Raw genomic sequence first — 17,195 nt, 5'->3', positions numbered from 1 at the left:
ACCACAACGTGCTCGATGAGCACTCCACGACTGCACGCGTCGAGCGAAAGACCAGCGTGACCGTGCTCGACCCGTCGCGCTGTGATGGTCTCATGTACTTCCTGCCGACGCCCAAGTCGCCGCACGGCGTGGACGTCGACCCGAGCGGCGAGTACATCGTCGGCAACGGGAAGTTGTCCGCGATGATCGCCGTACACTCGTTCACGAAGATGCAGCAGGCGATCGCGTCCAAGGCGTTCGACAAGGTCGTGGACGGGATTCCCGTGCTCAAGTACGACGCGGTGCTGGCCGGCGAAGTGAAGAGCGCCGGGTTAGGCCCGTTGCACACCGAGTTCGACGGCAAGGGCTTCGCGTACACGTCGTTCTTCATTTCGTCCGAGATCGTGAAGTGGAAGCTCGGGACCTGGGAGGTGGTGGATCGCACGCCCACCTTCTATGCGATCGGCCACTTGATGATTCCGGGCGGCGACTCGCGCGCGCCATGGGGCAAGTACGTCATCGCGCTCAACAAGATCACCAAAGATCGATATCTGCCTACCGGACCGATCATGGATCAGTCGGCCCAACTGTACGACATCAGCGGACCCAAGATGCAGCTGCTGCTCGATTTCCCGACCATCGGCGAGCCGCACTACGCGCAGGCGCTTCCGGCGAGCCTGATCCACTCGGTGAAGTTCAACACGCTGTCGGAGAACGCCAATCCGTGGGCGGTGAAGACCGAAGCCGAGGGCGGCATCTCGCGCCAGGGCAAAACCGTACACGTGAAGATGGCGGCAATCCGGTCGCACTTCTCGCCCGACAACATCGAGGGCATTTCGGTTGGCGACACCGTCTACTTCCACCTCACGAACATCGAGCAGGACTGGGACATCGTGCACGGCTTCGCTGTGTTAGGCAATACGGATGCGGCCGAGCTGATCCTGGCGCCGGGGGAAACGCGCACGCTCAAGTGGGTCCCGCGCGCGAGCGGCGTCTATCCGTTCTACTGCACCGACTTTTGCTCGGCGCTGCACCAGGAAATGCAGGGGTACGTCCGCGTGTCGCCGGCCGGAAGCACGGTGGCGCTGTCGGCGACCATCGGCGATCACCCCGTTGGCGGCGACCGGATGGCCGGTATGCACCCGACGGCGACGGGCGGCGCGGCCGCCGGGGGGCATCAATGATGTCGCGCTTCTCGCGCTGCTTGCTCGTGATCGCGGGCGTGCTGCTCGCGGCATCGCTCCGCCTCCCGCTCTGGCGCATTGCGTTGACGGCGCCGCAGTACCCGGAAGGTCTGGGGTTGCAGATCGGCGCCGGCACGATTGCCGGCGCCACGCCGCAGGACCTGGGGAACATCAACGAGCTCAATCACTACATCGGGATGCGGCCGATCGATCCCGGCGCCCTGCCGGAGCTCCGCATCCTGCCGTGGCTCCTGGCCGGCCTCGCCGTCCTGGCGCTGATCGCGGCTGCGTTAGGCAGCAGGCGCCTCGTCGCGGCCTGGCTCGGCGCCGTGGTGCTCGTCGGGGCTGCCGGGCTCGCCGATCTGTACCGATGGTCCTATACGTTCGGCCACGACCTCGACGCCGAGCACGCCATCATCAAGGTGCCCGGCATGGTGTACCAGCCGCCGTTGATCGGCACCAAGCAGCTGTTGAATTTCACCGCCTCGTCGTGGCCGGCGCCCGGGGCGTGGCTGGCCGTGGCGGCGCTGGTCGCCGGCGTGGTGGCGCTCGTGCTGTCGCGCCATCGCCCATCCGCACCGACGAGTGCCGCGTGATGCGTCCCCTGCCGGCGATGACGCGCGCCGTGCTGTTCGTCGCGTGCGTCGCGGCGCCGCCGCACGCGTTGGGCCAGGCGTCGCGCACCCTGGTGGTGGCGCCGGGCACCGCGCTGGCGACGTTAGGCGAAGCCGTGGCCCGCGCGTCCGCCGGCGACCGGATCGTCGTGCGCGCCGGCACGTACCGCGAGCCGCTGGTCATGGTCGACAAGCCGCTCCTGATCGAAGGAGCCGGCGATGCCATCCTCGATGGCGAGTCCGCGCACGCGATTCTCACGGTTGCCGCCGATGATGTCACCATTCGGCACCTGCACTTCCGCGACGTGGGCGTGAGCTACACCAGCGACCTCGCCGCCGTGCGCGTCCTCGCCGTCCGCAACTGCCGCATCGAGGACAATCTCATCGAGCGCGCGTTCTTCGGGATCTACCTCGCGAAGTCGGTCGGCTGTCGCGTGATCCACAACGACATCCGCGGCGCCGCGCGCGATGAAACGAGCTTCGGCAACGGCATTCATTTGTGGGCCGCGAGCGGCGCGCTCATCGCCGACAATCACGTGAGCGACCAGCGAGATGGCATCTACTTCGAGTTCGTCACCCACACCGTCGTGCGCGGGAACACGAGCGAGCACAATCTGCGCTACGGCCTGCACTTCATGTATTCCGACGACTGCCAGTATCTCGGCAACACCTTCCGATACAATCACGCCGGCGTCGCGGTGATGTACACGCATCGCGTGCTCATGGCCGGCAATCGCTTCGAGTCGAACTGGGGCGATGCGGCGTACGGGCTGCTCCTCAAGGAAATCGACGACAGCCGCGTGGAAGACAACGAGTTCGCGCACAACACCGTCGGGTTGTCGGCAGACGGCGCCAACCGTCTGGTCGCGTCGCACAACACGTTCCGGTCCAACGGATGGGCCGTGCGCCTCCTCTCGAGCACGGACGATGCGCGCTTCGAGCGCAACAATTTCTTCGACAACACCTTCGATGTCGGGATGCGCGGCGGCGAAACCACGACGCGTTTTGCCGGCAACTACTGGGACGACTATCGGGGCTACGACCTGGATCGCAACGGCGTGGGCGACGCGCCGTTCCACCCCGTGCGCTTGTTCTCACTCATCGTCGCGCAGAACCCGCCCACGCTGGTGCTGCTGCGCAGCTCCTTCGTCATGCTGCTCGATGGCGTCGAACGGGCGGTGCCTTCTCTGACGCCGTCGTCTGTGGTCGACGACACGCCGGCGCTCACCCCCATCCCCTAAGCGATATGATCGAGTTCAGAGCGCTCACGAAGTCCTTTGGCGCGCGCGACGTGCTGCGCGGCGTGGACCTGTGCGTTCGACCGGGTCGCGTGACGGCCGTGGTCGGGTCTAACGGAGCCGGCAAGACGACGCTCATCAAGTGCCTGTTGGGCCTCGTGCGGCCGGACGGCGGAGAGATCCGCGTCGACGGTGTGCGCGTCGGAGATGATCCGGCCTATCGCGCCACCATCGGATACGCATCGCAGATGAGCCGTTTCCCCGAGCACCTCACGGCGCGCGAGGTGACGAAGATTCTGCTCGGATTGCGTGGCGAGTCGGCCGTTATCGACTGGGAATTGTTCGAGCGGCTCGCGATCGCTACACACCTCGATACGCGCGTCCGCGCGTTGTCGGGCGGCACGCGGCAGAAGCTCGCCGTCGCGCTGGCATTTCTGTTCGCCCCGCGCGTGGTCGTGCTCGACGAACCGAGCGCGGGGCTCGATCCCGCGGCGAACGCGGTGCTCAAGGACAAGATCCTGAGCGAGCGCAGCGAAGGCAAAACGGTGCTCGTCACGTCGCACGTGATGAGCGAGTTGGACGAGCTCGCCGACGACATCGTGTTCCTGCGCGCGGGCCGCGTGGGATACGCCGGCTCCGTGCAGAAGCTGCGCGTGTTCACCGGACAACCGCACCTCGAGCGCGCCATTGCGTCGATGATGAACAAGGAGGTCGTATGCGCGTAGCCGCGAAGATCGCCGCGTTTCAGCTGCTCGACGTGCTGCGGAGCCGTTGGCTCTTCGGCTATGCCATCTTCTTTCTCCTCGCGACGGAGCTGCTGCTCCGCTTTGGCGGCGACCCGACGCGGGCGCTCGTCAGCCTGACGAGCATCGTGCTGTTCACGGTGCCGCTGGCGGCGATCGTGTTCGCGACGATCTACGTGCACCGCGCGCGCGAGTTCATCGAGCTGCTGCTGGCGCAGCCCGTTGGGCGGGACGCGATGTTTGCCGGGACCTACGCCGCGATGGCGGTGTTGTTGTCGGCGGGCATCGTGTTGGGCATCGGGATGCCGTTCGCGCTGCGCGGCGGCGCGGGCGTCGGGGGCGACGCGGTGTTGCTGGTCGGAGCGGGGGTGGCCCTCACGCTCGTGTTCGCCGGCGCGGGCGTGGCGCTCGCGCTGCGCACCGACGACCGGCTCCGCGCCTTCGGCATTGCGTTAGGCGGATGGGCGTGCGCGGCGCTGGCGTACGATGCCGTGGTGCTCGTGGCCGCGACCGCACTGGCCGGCGCGCCGCTCGAACGCCCGCTGCTCGTGGCGACGCTCGCCAATCCGATCGACCTCGCGCGCGTGGTCATGCTCATGCACCTCGACATTTCGGCGCTCATGGGCTACACGGGCGCATCGTTCACGCGCCTGTTCAGCGCCCCGGCCGGCACGGCCATCGCGGCCGCGTTGCTCGCCGCCTGGGCGGCCATCCCCGCTCTGTTAGGCGCGCGGCTCTTCCGGCGAAAGGACTTCTGATCGCCCGTCCTACCATCCATCCCTTGCGAGAGAACTCCATCATGTCGAATGCGATTGCACGCAAGACCATGTTCGCTGCCGCTGCGGCGTTGGCCGCCCTCCTGGCGACCGCTGCCTGCGGCGGCACCGCGCCGGCCTCCGGCGACTCCGCTCAGGCGTCGCCGGCCGCTGCCACACCGGCGGCGCCCGCCGCGGCCGGTCCGCAGACCCCCGACCCCGGCCGTCGCGTGATCACGGTCCAGCTGATCGCCGACGACAAGGGCAGCCGGTTCGAGCCGAACGACATCGAGGCCCATCGCGGCGACGTGATCCGATTCACGTTGTCGTTAGGCGTGCACAACGTCGACTTTCTGCCCGACTCGAATCCAGGCGTGCAGGGGCTGCCGCCGGTGAGCGACATGCTGCAGCTCGCGGGACAGACGTACGATGTCAAAGTCACGCTGCCCAAGGGCCACTACTACTTCCAGTGCGATCCGCACGCGGCGCTTGGCATGCGCGGACATCTGGAGGTCGAAGACTGAGGGCACACTACTGGATCGCGTCCCGACGGGAGCATCTACGCTCATAGAGACTCGGACAAAGCAGGGACACAGCGGACACGACAACAGCCAAGAGTCCTTTTCTTGTTGCTCTGTCCGTCGTGTCCGTGCTTTGTCCGCGTCTTCATGAGCTTAGATACCAGCCGCCTCGCCGTTTACCGGATTGGTGAGGCGCCCGCGTTTCGTTACTTCTCCAGCCCCTTCACCACGCCTTCGAGCAGCTTCATGCGCTTCGTGTCGCTGGCGCTCTGTGCGTCATGCGTCAGCTCCGATGCGAGTTTCTTGAGCGTGGCGGTCCGCTTGGCGCCGCTCGCGGACTTTGCCGACTCGAGCGCATTCTCGATCGAGGTCAACCGATCGGCGGGCAGCCCGTTGTCACGCTTCAACTGATCGACGTATGCGAGCGCGACCGGGAACGCTGCGGGCCATACGATCTTCGGTTGGTCCTGCGGATTCAGCAGGTCGAAGTGCACCAGTTTCGCGGCGTCGATCTCGTTCTGCGTCAGATCGGCGGTCGGCGTGAGCTTGAACACATCGAGACCGCGCGCGATCTCGGAACCATAGATGTAGCCGTTGTAATAGTAGCCGGCCCAGTAGCCGCCTAACACGAGCTTGGTCGAGTCGATCGGACCGCGATCGAAGTAGGCGATCTCCTTGGGATGTGCGGGGTCGGTGAAGTCGAACACCGACACGCCGCCCTGATACCAGCCCTGCACCATGATGTCTCGACCCGGCACCGGCACCAGGTTGCCGTTGTGCGCGACGCAGTTTTCCTGTTCCGTCTGTGCCGCGGGCATCTTGAAGTAGCCGGCATGCGTCAGCGTGTTGTCAGTCAAGGTGAAGATCGCGTCGGCGCCCCAGTCGATCGGATCGGTGGCGCGGCACTTGGGCTGGGTACCGCCGCCCCATTCATCGGTGAACAACAACTTCGACGCGTCGTTCGAGAACGTGGCCGAGTGCCAGAAGGAGAAGTTGGAATCCGCGACGGCCTGCAGCCGCACCGGGTGCGTGGGATCCTTGATGTTGAGCAGCAACCCGTAGCCCGAGCACGCGCCGGCGGCGTAGTGCGCGGACGGATACACGGTAATGTCGTGGCACTGCGACGGGCCGCCGCGTGCTCCGCCGCCCGGGACGCGCAGGTTCAAGCCCATCGCCTTGAGCGAGTCGATGGCTGCCTTCGTCTTGACCGTATCGTTGCGGAAGTTCATCACGTCGGCAACGAGGCGTGCCGCCTTGTCGGAGTCGGCGGCGCTCGCCGTAGCGGGCATGCCTAACCGGCCGAGGAAGCGCTTGGCCGCCTTGACGGCCGCGCCGTTGGCCGTGTCGGCGACCGCCACGCCGTGCGTCGGCGGCGCCGTGAGATCGTTGAAGATCCGCGGCGAGCTCACGATCTTCGCCTGCTCGGGATGTGCTAACGGAACGCGAATCACCTCGATGCGGAACAGCGCCGTGTTCGGGTCGGTGATGTCGCCGCCCTCGCAGCCGGCCATCTCGCTCGTCGACCGCACGCGCGCGAGCCCCGATACGTACACGTAGATCACGCCCTTGTCGTTCGGGTCCTGCACGAGCGTGTGTGTGTGTGAGCCGCGGCACGTCTCGACGTCCGCCACTTGCTTGGGCGCCTTGGGATTCGAGATGTCGAAGATGCGGACGCCGATCATCCGCTCTTTGCTCACGCTGTCCTGGATGCCTTGCGTGCCGCAATCGAGCCGGCTGCCGGTATTTTCGGCGGAGACGAAGAGCAGGTGCCCGTAGACGGACACGTCGCCTTGCTCGGTGAAGCAGACGACGTGGTCCGTTAGGACAGGCTTGGCGGGATTCGACACATCCCAGATCTGGAAGCCGCTGAAATTCCCCTGGTAGACGTAGTGCCCGCCGAACGCGAGATCGGAGTTCGCGTACGTGAGGCCGCCGGGATCGTTGGGATGGAAGTCATCCGGCTTGTTGACGTGGGCGATGAGGTCGATGCCCTTGGACGCGACGCCGGCATCGTAGAGGCCGGCCTTGAGATGCGCGCGCGGATCGTTCGTGTCGGACTGGGCCCGCGCGGGAAGAGGGACGAGAGCGGCCGCTGCGACGAGCGCGGCGCTGAGGACGAGAGGGGACCGGAAGAGAGTGATGCGACGTGTCATTGGGTTGGGCTCGGAGTGAGCGTTTTCAGGATGGCTTGCATCCGGCCGATCTCGGCGCGCTGTCCGGCGTCGACATCGGTGGCGAACGAGAACAACTCGGGCTGCTGGCCGGAGCCGGGCGTGTCGAAGAGCGTCTTGACCATGTCGAGCGCGCCCTCGTGGTGCTTGATCATGCCCGTGAGGTAGAGATGATCGAAGGCCGGTCCGTGCGCGGCGTCGAGCTGGCGCATCTGATCGGGGGTGAGCATGCCCGGCATCAGCATGGATTGGGATCCCGTGCCCATGCCCTTCATGTCCATGCCTTTCATGTTCATGCCCGGCATGTTCATTCCGCTTTCATCGTGCGGAGGCCCGGCGTGGCCCGGCAGCATGTTGAGGGGATCCGGCGTCTCGAGGTGACGTGCCTCGAGCCAGTGCTGCATCATGGTGATTTCGTCGCGCTGCGAGAGCGCGATGCGTTTGCACAGGGTGGCGACGTCGGCGCGGGCTCCGTGTGTCGGGGCCCAGTCGGACATCACGACGGCTTGGGCGTGGTGGAAGATCATGCCCTGGACGAAGGCGACGTCGGCCGGCGTGAAGTCGTGCGTCGTGGCAGAGGCGGACTGTGCAGGAAGGCGCGCGGTAATCATGCCGGCGGCGACCGCGGCGAGCGCCAACTGTGGCGCGGCGGAAATTCGGCTCGAGAGTGACATAGTAGCCATGGGTTGTGCGGACGGGCTCGCTCCGAGAGCGATCTCCCCGCGGACTGTACGGACAATACTTGGCGTGCGTTGCGCGGGCGAGTGTCTGCGGTGGCGAAGGCTGTGCTCGTCGGTAGGCGGCCGGGTCGGCACGTTCGCTCGCGGCATCGGAGAGTTTTTGCCTACTTTGTAGGCAAAAACTCTCCGATGGTCGGCGTGAAGGCCAACGCGCCGTGCCTGTGCGTGACGATCTCGCCAGCGCAGCCGCGCGATCGGTTCCATCCGAGCCGTCATCCGTTCACGAGGCGGACGCGCCCAGTGGCACGCCCGCCTCGTCTTGCTGCCCAACGCAATGACCGGATCAGGACTTCGCCGTCGCCAGCCCCTTCACGACGCCCGCCAGCAAGTGCACGCGCTTCGCGTCGCTCGCGCCCTGCTCGTCTCGGGACAATTCGGCTCCCAGTTTCTTGAGCACCGCCGTGCGCTTGGCCCCGCTCGCCGACCGGGCGGACGTGAGCGCGCTCTCGATCGCCGTTAGGCGCGCGGCCGGGAGCCCGTTGTCACGCTTCAACTGATCGACGTATGCGAGCGCGACCGGGAACGCGGCGGGCCAGACGATCTTCGGCTGGTCCTGCGGATTCAGCAGGGTCAGGTGCACCAGTTTCGCCGCGTCGATCTCGTTCTGCGTGAGCTCGGCTGTCGGCGTGAGCTCGAACACATCGAGTCCGCGCGCGATCTCCGAGCCGTAGATGTAGCCGTTATAGTAGTAGCCGCCCCAATAGCCGCCGATCACGAGCTTTGTCGGATCGATCGGGCCGCGGTCGAAATAGGCGATTTCCTTCACGTGCTCCGGATCCGTGAAGTCGAACACCGAGACGCCGCCCTGATACCATCCCTGCACCATGATGTCGCGGCCGGGTACCGGCACGAGGTTCCCGTTGTGCGCGACGCAGTTTTCGACGTCGGTCTGCGCCGCCGGCATCTTGAAGTAGCCCGCGTGCGTGAGCTTCGTGCCGCTGATGGTGAACACGGCGTCGGCGCCCCAATTGATCGGATCGGTCGCGCGGCACTTGGGCGCCACGCCGCCGCCCCACTCGTCGGTGAACAGTACCTTGGTTGCGTCGTTGCTGAAGGTCGCCGAGTGGAAGAACGAGAAGTTGGAGTCGGCTTGCGCGTCGACACGCACCGGGTGCATCGGGTTTTTGATGTCGAGCAGGATGCCGTAGCCCGAGCACGCGCCGGCGCCGAACCCGGACGACGGATACACCGTGATGTCGTGGCACTGCGACGGGCCGCCCGTTCCGCCGAACAGGTTGGGGATGTTGATGCCTAACGTGCGCAGCGAATCGGTCAGCGCGCGCGCTTTGGACGTGTCGCTCGTATAGAGCAGGGTGCCGAGCAGGTGGGCGGCCCGGTTCGTGTCGGCCGCCGTCGCCGTGCGCGGCATGCCGATCGCATCGATGAACCCGCGCGCCTGGACGACATCGGCGCCGTTGGCCGTATCGGCGATCGCCGCGCCGTGCGTGGCGGTGTGCGTGAGGTCGTTGAAGATGCGCGGCGAGCTGACGATCTTCGCCTGCTCTGGATGTGCTAACGGAACCCGAATTACTTCGATGCGGAAGAGCGCCGTGTTCGGGTCGGTGATCGCGCCGCCCTCGCAGCCCGGCATCTCACCCGATGACCGCACCTGCGCCAACCCCGATACGTACACGTAAACGACGCTCTTGTCGTTCGGGTCCTGCACGAGCGTGTGCGTGTGCGAGCCGCGGCAGGTCTGTACATCGGCCACCTGCTTTGGGTGCGTGATGTCCGAGATGTCGAAGATCCGGATGCCGATCATCCGCTCTTTGCTCACGCTGTCCGGAATTCCTTGCGTGCCGCAATCCAACCGGCTGGCCCCGTTCTCCGCCGACACGAACAGCAGATGCCCGTACACCGAGACGTCTCCCTGCTCGGTAAAGCAGACGAGGTGCTCGGCGAGCACCGGCTTGGCGGGAGCCGCAACGTCCCAGATCTCGAAGCCGCTGAAATTTCCTTGATAGACGTAGTGGCCGCCGAATGCGAGGTCGGAGTTCGCGTACGTCAGGCCGCCGGGATCGTTGGGATGGAAATCGTCAGGCTTCTTGACGGTGGCCACCAGCCTGAGGCCGTTCGACGCTTCACCGGCGTCGTAGAGGCCGGGCTTCAAGTGCGCGCGCAGGTCGGTGGTGTCGGACTGCGCCCGCGACGCCGCGGGCAGGGCGGCCGCGCCGCCGATGCCTAACGCAACGCACGGCACGAGCGCCGATCGGAACCATGCAGCGAGGATGCGATTCATTTGGCTGCCTCCAATCCTTTGACCACCTCTTCCAGCAGCTGCACGCGCTTGGCATCGCTTGCGCCCTGGGCATCCTGCGACAGGTCGGCGGCCACCTTCCGGAGCGCAGACGTGCGCTTGGCGCCGCTCGCCGACCGCGCCGATGTCAGCGCGCTCTCGATGGCCGACAGACGGTCGGCCGGAAGTCCGTTGTCGCGCTTGAGCTGATCGACGTACGCGAGCGCCACCGGGAACGCCGCCGGCCACACGATCTTCGGTTGGTCCTGCGGATTCAGCGTCCGGTAGCGTACGAGGCTCGCCGCATCGATTTCGTTCTGCGTCAGATCGGCCGTCGGCGTCAGCTTGAACACGTCGAGACCGCGCGCGATCGCCGAGCCGTAAATGTAGCCGTTGTAATAGTAGCCGCACCAGAAGCCGCCTAACACGAGCTTGTTCGCATCGATGGGGCCGCGGTCGAAGTACGCGATCTCCTTGGGATGCGCGGGATCGGTGAAGTCGAACACCGAGAGACCGCCCTGATACCACCCCTGCACCAGGATGTCCCGGCCCGGCACGGGCACGAGATTCCCGTTGTGCGCCACGCAGTTCTCCTGCGCGGTCTGCGCCGCCGGCATCTTGTAGTAGCCCTTCTGCGTGAGCGTCGTGCCGCTCAGCGAGAAAATCGCATCCGCACCCCAGTCGAGCGGATCGGTGGCGCGGCACTTGGGCGCGACGCCGCCGCCCCACTCGTCCGTGAACAGCAGCGTGGTCGCGTCGTTGTTGAACGTCGCCGAATGCCAGAACGAGAAGTTCGAATCGGACACGGCCTGCAGACGAACCGGATTCGCCGGATCCTTGATGTCGAGCAGCAGCCCGTAGCCCGCGCACGCGCCGGCGGCGAGGTGTACCGCCGGATACGCGGTGATGTCGTGGCACTGGAGCACTCCGCTGTTGGCCAGGCTGTCCGGCGTCGCCGGCACGTCTACGCCTAACTGCTTGAGCGAATCGCTCAACGCCTTGAACTTCGCCGTGTCGGTTTCGAACATCACCTGGGCGATGAGATGCGCCACGCGATCCGAATCGGCCGCCGTCGTCTTGGCCGGCAGGCCGATGATCGGCAGATAGCCGCGCGCCATCGTGAGCGCCGCGCCATTGGCCGTGTCGGCGATCGCCGGGCCGTGCGTCGCCGGCTTGGTGAGGTCGGCGAAGATGCGGGGCGTGCTCACGACCTTCGCCTGCTCGGGGTGCGCCACCGGCACGCGAATGACCTCGATGCGGAAGAGCGCGGAATTGGGGTTCGACATGCTGCCCAACTCGCAGCCGGCCAGCTCGCTCTTGGGCCTAACGGACGACAGCCCGGACACGTACACGTAGACCACGCCTGTGTCGTTCGGATCGGGCACCAGGGTGTGCGTATGCGAACCGCGGCACGTTTGCACGTCCGCAACCTGCTTGGGATGCGTGACGTCGGAGATGTCGAAGATGCGAACGCCCATCATGCGCTCGCTGCTCACACTGTCCTTGATTCCTTGCGTACCGCAGTCGAGCCGGCTGCCGGTGTTCTCGGCCGACACGAAGAGCAAGTGGCCGTAGACCGACACGTCGCCCTGTTCGGTGAAACAGACCAGGTGGTCGGCGAGTACCGGCTTGGCGGGATTCGAGATGTCCCAGATCTGGATGCCGCTGAAGTTACCTTGATACAGGTACTTGCCGCCGAACGCGAGATCGGAGTTCGCGTATGTTAGGCCGCCCGGATCGTTGGGGTGGAACTCCGCCGGCTTGTTGGCGTGGGCAACCAGCTGCATGCCCTTCGCCGCCACGCCGGCATCGTAGAGGCCGGGCTTGAGATGCGCGCGCGGATCGGTCGTGTCCGACTGCGCGCGCGCCGCCGGCGCCGACGCAAGCGCGAGGATCGGTACCGCCGCGCACAGCATGAGGTACGACCGGAACGTCGCCGAACGATGTGTCATTGGGATTGGGCCCGAAAGGAGGTGTGTGTGCTGCGGGTCACCTGAGACCGTGACGAGCGCGGGTGCGGGAGAATGGCGTCAAGGCTTCTGATGTCAGTCCGGCGGCAGCCTCACGAGAAATCGTGTGCTTTGCCCGAGTGTGCCGTCCACCGTGATCGTTCCGCCGAGCATCTCGACGTACGCGCCCGTCCTCGGGGCGTGAGATATGTCATACGGACTACCAAGGTGCAAGATACAGGCGTGGGCGGCACTGCGGACCCCGACCGCTGGGAACAGGCCGGGCCGCAGTGTCGAGCGCGGTTACAGCTGCAGGCCGAGCTCGCGCTGGAAGCTGCGGCGGCCGAGGGCGGTCACGGTGAGGGCACGCGACTCGCGCTGTCGCGCGACCCATTTTCGGCCGAGCGCGAGGTCGAGCAGCGCGGCGCCGACGGCGCCGCCCAGATGCGACCGGCGTTCGCTCCAATCCAGACAGGCGAACGCGAAGCGGCGCCGGAGTCCCTTGATGGCGCCGACATCCACTCCCAGCGTAGCGAGCGATGCGGCGCCTCTGGGCGTGACCTCGTACGTACCGGCCGCCTCGCCGTGGGCGTGGGCGATCCATCCGAGCGTCGTTAGGCGGTCGTTGATGGCGACGCCGAGCGCGCCGGCGAGGTGATCGTAGCAGGTGCGCGCCGCGCGGAGGTGGTCGGGCGTGTTGGGCACGAACTCGCTGCGCGTGGCCCCGGCGAACACGCTCAGCGCCTCGAGCACGTCGGCGACTTCGGGACCGTCGAGACTGTAGTACCGGTGCTTGCCTTGCACCTGCACCCTGGTCAGATGCTCGGCCACCAATTTGTGCAGGTGGACGCTGGCGGTGGATGGGCTGACGCCGGCGACGAGCGCCAGCTCGGTGCTGGTGCGCGCGCGGCCGTCGAGCAGGCAGTACAGCATGCGGGCGCGGGCGGGCTCGCCGATGGCGGCGGCGGCGCGGGCGGCATGCGCATCGGCTCGGCGGGCGACATCCATACTTCGACGTTAATCAAAGTGTGAGCGCTCGGCAATTGCTATCTTGGCTGCCATGGATGAGGACCACTTGGCGTCCGAGCGCGTCGGCCGGCGCGACGCACTCAAGACCGGGCTTGCCGCGTGCGCGGCGCTCGTGGTGACGCGTTGGGCCAGCGTCCTTCCCGCCGACCGGAGCTCAGCAATGACCATCACGTGCGTGATCCGTTATCAGATCGACCCGTACCAGAAAGAAGCGTTCGCGCAATATGCGGCGAATTGGGGGAAGGTGATTCCGCGGTGCGGGGGACACCTGATCGGATACTTCCTGCCCTACGAAGGGACTAACGATGTGGCGTGGGGCTTGATCGCTTTCGACAGCCTCGCGTCGTACGAGCGGTACAAGGACCGGCTCAAGACCGATCCCGATGCGCAGGAGAACTTCAAGTTCGCGCAGCAGAAGCGCTGCATTTTCCGCGAGGAGCGCAACTTCGTACAGGTGGTGGAGGGGACGTTCGAGGTGCCGGCGACACGCTAGCGTTAGACGCCACGGGCGACGGGACAACTACGTTAGGTCCAGATAGGTGGCCGCAACATCTGTTCCTACTATTGTATAGGATGAGCGGGCGCAGGGCAGCGCCCGTGGAGAGCTTGCTCGCTCTAAGGAACACGGATCGGACGGAGCACGCGGATCTACGGATTGTTCGGCTGGCTCGTCGCTTTTGAACGTGCTACCGTAGTGCGGTGCTCAGTCCGCTCGAGAAGCCGAGACTCGTACTGCGCGTCGGTGTCGCCGGGGCCATCGAGCTGCCGGAGTCGCAGCGCGCGCGGCTGCACGAGGTGTTCACGCAGGTCTACCGGGTGTTGGCGATGCGACTCGAGGCGCTCGCGCCCGGACGCGCGGAATCCACTCGACCGGACATCTGCTCGTACTACGCGTCGGGCAATGATCAGCGGGCGGCACGGCCGCTCATGCGCGTCGTGTCGGGGCTCGCGGACGGAACCGACCAGATTGCCTTCGAGTCGCTGTTGGCGTTCGAGTGTGATTCCCGCGCGGGTCCATCGAAGCCCGGCGCCCGCACCGAATTCGAGCTCGTCGCCATCCTGCCGTGCGACGCGCGGTCGTTTCGTGACAACAGCGAAGTCACGGACAAGCGCACGTTCGACGCGCTGCTGGCCCGCTGCGCGCACACGATCGAGCTCGATGGGCGCTGCGTGCCGCACGCGCCGCGCGGCGGCGCGGACGGTCGCCTAACGACAGAACGCCGCAACCGCGCGTTTCGCGTGCAGGCGGCGGCGCTGCTCCGGCACTGCGACCTCCTCATCGCCAACGCCGACCTCGATGGCGGCGCCGGGATCGGCGGCACCCGCGAAACCATGGCGGCCGCCGTTGCGTTAGGCATCCCCGTCCTGTTGCTCTCGGCGGCGCCGGACGAGCGCCAGCGGCCCGTGACCGTCATCACGCGGCCGGTCGACCTGGAGCGCACGCGCGCCTCGGCGTCGGCGCCGTGGGAACGGAGCGTCGACCAGGTCGTGACGCGCATCCTGGCCGATCCGCGCACGTCGCGCGCGGGGCCGTACGCGCGCGACGGCGATGAGGGCGGCGCCGCCCGGCTGGATAACGGGGAGGCCGAGTTGCTGGACGAGTTTTTCGGCGGCGAGCATCGGCGCGCGCGCGTGAGGCCGCGGTTGTGGTCCGCCTTCGTGCGGCGCTTCCACCGCCTAACGGCGAGCGGCGCCGACACGATCGTCGAGCCGTTCACCCGATTCCGCGCGCGGGCGGCGGAGCTGAGCGCGCATTACACGGGTCTCTACCGCGGCGCGTTCCTCGTCAACTACACGCTCGCGGCGCTCGCCGTGGCGCTCGCGGTGACAAGCCTGGTGTATCTGCTCTTCCTCGCGCGCCATGGCGCACCCGAGCGTGAAGGCGCTCGTACGCTGCTCTCGCTCGCCATCGTCGAACTAGCCGTGTTGGTCGCCATCTTTTTCAACACGCATCTCGGCAACAGCCACCACTGGAACAGCAAGGCGGTCGACTATCGGTATCTCGCCGAGCGATTGCGGGCGATGCAGTACCTGTCGCCGATGGCGCTGCTGCGGTTGGCGCCGCCACGGGTCGCGCGATACGCCGCAACCGCGTTGCGGCAGAGCGTGGTCGATTGGCTGTTGCAAGCCGTGATTCGCGAGGCGCCTCCGGGCACCGGAATGTCTCCGCTCGAGACACCGGTAGCGCAGTCGCGCGGCAACGGGACTGTCAGCCAATCCGACGTCGACCGCGCGCTGGTCCTGGTGCACGACAACTGGCTCGCGACGCAGATCGAATATCATCGGGCGACGAGCCATACCCAGCGCCGCATGCACCGGTGGATCAGGCGCTGGGTGTGGCGCTTGAACCTTGCCGTGATCATCATCGTGTTCGTGGATCTGCTCCTGATCGTGGCTCGACTCCTGGGACTGCGCCGCGGATGGATCGACGTTGGGCACGCGTACGGTCCGGCGCTCGTATTCTTCGCGGCGGTGCTGCCGGCGGTGGTCTCGAGTCTCAACAGCATCCGGTTTCAGTCCGAGTGTCTGCGGATTGCGGAGCGGTCGGCGGTGATGGTGGAGATGCTCGAGGGCTGCCGGGCCGAGTGCGAGGTGCTGCAGGCGCGCGTACGTGGGGCGCGCGCGAGCGGCGAGGATCCGGGCGGTTGGACGCTCGAGGCGTACGATGTAGGCGAAGCGTGTGCGCAGATGTTGAGCGACGAAGTCGCCGAGTGGTCGGTATTGTATTCGCGTGATCTGGTGGAAGCCTGAGCGGGGCGGCGCCTAACGGCGCCGGAGCGGACGGCGTTCACGTTGGCTGCGGTCAGGGTGCGTGACATGAAGCGAATCCTCACGTTGGATGGCGGCGGCGTCCGGGGCATTTTCACGCTGCAGATTCTCTCGCGCATCGAGGCGCTGCTGCGGGAAGAGCGGCAGGCGCCCGATCTGGTGCTCGCCGACGTGTTCGACCTGGTGGCCGGCACGAGCACCGGCGCGATCATCGCCGCGTTCCTTGCCTTACGGAAGCCGGTCGCCGAGATCGAACGGCTGTACATGGAGTTCGGGCCGTTCATGTTCCAGCGCGAGCCGTGGTACCGCCAGTGGAAGCGGAAGTACCGCGCGGATGCGGTGGCCGATTTTTTCCGCCAGCATTTCAGCGAGGACGAGGACCACGAAAAGCCGGTGCTCATGGGATCGCCGCAGATCGCGGTCAAGCTGCTCATCCTCATGCGCAACGCGACGACGGGCTCGCCGTGGCCGGTGACGAACCATCCGGACGCGCATTACAACGACCGCTCGCGTCCCGATTGCAACTTGAACGTGCCGCTGTGGAAGCTCTTGCGCGCGAGCACGGCGGCGCCGACGTATTTCGCCCCGGAGCGCGTGGAATTCGGCCGGCACAAGTTTCTGTTCGTGGATGGCGGGGTGACGCCGTTCAACAATCCGTCGTTGATCGCCGTGCTGATGGCGACGCTTCCGCAGTACCGGTTCAACTGGCCATCGGGGCGGGAGGCGCTGCACGTGATTTCGGTGGGGACGGGGACCGAGCGCGTGCATCTGCCGGACAAGGTGGCCGAGCAGATCACGGTAATGGATCAGCTCAAGTTCGCGGTGCCGGCGCTCATCGATGCGGCGTCGCAGCACGAGGACATGATGTGTCGTGCGTTAGGCGATTGTGTCTTCGGCGCGCCGCTGGACAACGAGCTGGGTGCGCTGTCGGGCGCCGGGCCATCGCTGTTGTCGGGGGAGCAGAAGCGGTTCACGTACGTCCGCTACAATCAGGAGTTCAACGTGGCGACGCCGGAGGGGCCGGTGCAGGAGTTGGACATGCGGCTCGACCGGATCGCGAACATGCCGGCCTACCAGAAGGCCGGGAAGGAGTACGCGGAGGCGAATGTGCGGCTCGAGCATCTGTATCCGAGGCCCGCGCATGAACGAATCTCAGCGGGGCCGGACCACACTGTACCTATGGCGCCGACGGACTGATTGCGCGCCATGCAGGGTCAGCCTACTATTGTAGCCCCCGCCGTTGTCCCTGCGGCGTACCAGAAGACCG

14 protein-coding genes are annotated in these 17,195 nt (G+C 66.4%); 9 read left to right on the top strand and 5 right to left on the bottom strand.

What is annotated here, in order from left to right:
* The 6 genes from VFW04_09095 to VFW04_09070 all read left to right on the top strand — a co-directional run.
* Positions 1-1,163: nitrous oxide reductase (locus VFW04_09095; GenBank protein ID HEX5179472.1), on the top strand; the 1,163-nt coding region annotated here is incomplete at its 5' end.
* On the top strand, positions 1,160-1,759 hold the full coding sequence (locus VFW04_09090; GenBank protein HEX5179471.1) for a hypothetical protein: 600 nt from the start codon (positions 1,160-1,162) through the stop codon (positions 1,757-1,759). The genes VFW04_09095 and VFW04_09090, both read left to right, overlap by 4 nt.
* Complete coding sequence (locus VFW04_09085; protein ID HEX5179470.1) at positions 1,759-3,018, top strand: nitrous oxide reductase family maturation protein NosD; 1,260 nt, start codon at positions 1,759-1,761, stop codon at positions 3,016-3,018. Before VFW04_09090 ends, VFW04_09085 begins: the two co-directional genes overlap by 1 nt.
* Positions 3,019-3,023: 5 nt before the next feature.
* The gene (locus VFW04_09080; protein HEX5179469.1) at positions 3,024-3,740 is read left to right on the top strand and encodes an ABC transporter ATP-binding protein; all 717 of its coding nucleotides are present in this window, start codon (positions 3,024-3,026) and stop codon (positions 3,738-3,740) included.
* On the top strand, positions 3,731-4,516 hold the full coding sequence (locus tag VFW04_09075) for an ABC transporter permease subunit (GenBank protein HEX5179468.1): 786 nt from the start codon (positions 3,731-3,733) through the stop codon (positions 4,514-4,516). The genes VFW04_09080 and VFW04_09075 overlap by 10 nt, the downstream gene beginning before the upstream one ends.
* 41 nt (positions 4,517-4,557) lie before the next feature.
* Positions 4,558-5,037, top strand: a complete 480-nt coding sequence (locus VFW04_09070; GenBank protein HEX5179467.1) for a plastocyanin/azurin family copper-binding protein — start codon at positions 4,558-4,560, stop codon at positions 5,035-5,037.
* 203 nt (positions 5,038-5,240) lie between these two features.
* Here VFW04_09070 and VFW04_09065 read toward each other — a convergent pair whose 3' ends face one another.
* The 5 genes from VFW04_09065 to VFW04_09045 form a co-directional block, all read right to left on the bottom strand.
* Positions 5,241-7,187 carry a hypothetical protein gene (locus VFW04_09065; GenBank protein ID HEX5179466.1) on the bottom strand — a complete coding sequence of 649 codons (1,947 nt, stop codon included), beginning with the start codon at positions 7,185-7,187 and terminating at the stop codon, positions 5,241-5,243.
* Positions 7,184-7,888, bottom strand: a complete 705-nt coding sequence (locus tag VFW04_09060) for a DUF305 domain-containing protein (GenBank protein ID HEX5179465.1) — start codon at positions 7,886-7,888, stop codon at positions 7,184-7,186. Before VFW04_09060 ends, VFW04_09065 begins: the two co-directional genes overlap by 4 nt.
* 340 nt (positions 7,889-8,228) lie before the next feature.
* A complete protein-coding gene (locus VFW04_09055) occupies positions 8,229-10,184 on the bottom strand; it encodes a hypothetical protein (protein HEX5179464.1) in 1,956 nt (651 codons plus the stop codon).
* The gene (locus VFW04_09050) at positions 10,181-12,133 is read right to left on the bottom strand and encodes a hypothetical protein (protein ID HEX5179463.1); all 1,953 of its coding nucleotides are present in this window, start codon (positions 12,131-12,133) and stop codon (positions 10,181-10,183) included. Before VFW04_09050 ends, VFW04_09055 begins: the two co-directional genes overlap by 4 nt.
* 300 nt (positions 12,134-12,433) lie before the next feature.
* Complete coding sequence (locus VFW04_09045; protein HEX5179462.1) at positions 12,434-13,138, bottom strand: helix-turn-helix transcriptional regulator; 705 nt, start codon at positions 13,136-13,138, stop codon at positions 12,434-12,436.
* Positions 13,139-13,190: 52 nt separating this feature from the next.
* Between VFW04_09045 and VFW04_09040 the strand changes: the two genes are divergently transcribed.
* The 3 genes from VFW04_09040 (at position 13,191) to VFW04_09030 (ending at position 17,125) form a co-directional block, all read left to right on the top strand.
* Positions 13,191-13,652, top strand: coding sequence for an NIPSNAP family protein (locus VFW04_09040; protein HEX5179461.1), 462 nt, complete (start codon positions 13,191-13,193; stop codon positions 13,650-13,652).
* 206 nt (positions 13,653-13,858) lie between these two features.
* Entirely contained in the window at positions 13,859-15,910 is a 2,052-nt protein-coding gene (locus VFW04_09035) for a hypothetical protein (GenBank protein ID HEX5179460.1), read from the top strand.
* A 66-nt stretch (positions 15,911-15,976) separates the two neighbouring features.
* Complete coding sequence (locus VFW04_09030; protein HEX5179459.1) at positions 15,977-17,125, top strand: patatin-like phospholipase family protein; 1,149 nt, start codon at positions 15,977-15,979, stop codon at positions 17,123-17,125.
* Positions 17,126-17,195 lie beyond the last annotated feature (70 nt).

The sequence above is a fragment of the Gemmatimonadaceae bacterium genome (assembly GCA_036273715.1).
Taxonomy (GTDB): domain Bacteria; phylum Gemmatimonadota; class Gemmatimonadetes; order Gemmatimonadales; family Gemmatimonadaceae; genus JADGGM01.
Note: the sequence above shows the minus strand (reverse complement) of the source record. Positions and strands in the feature narration are given on the sequence as shown.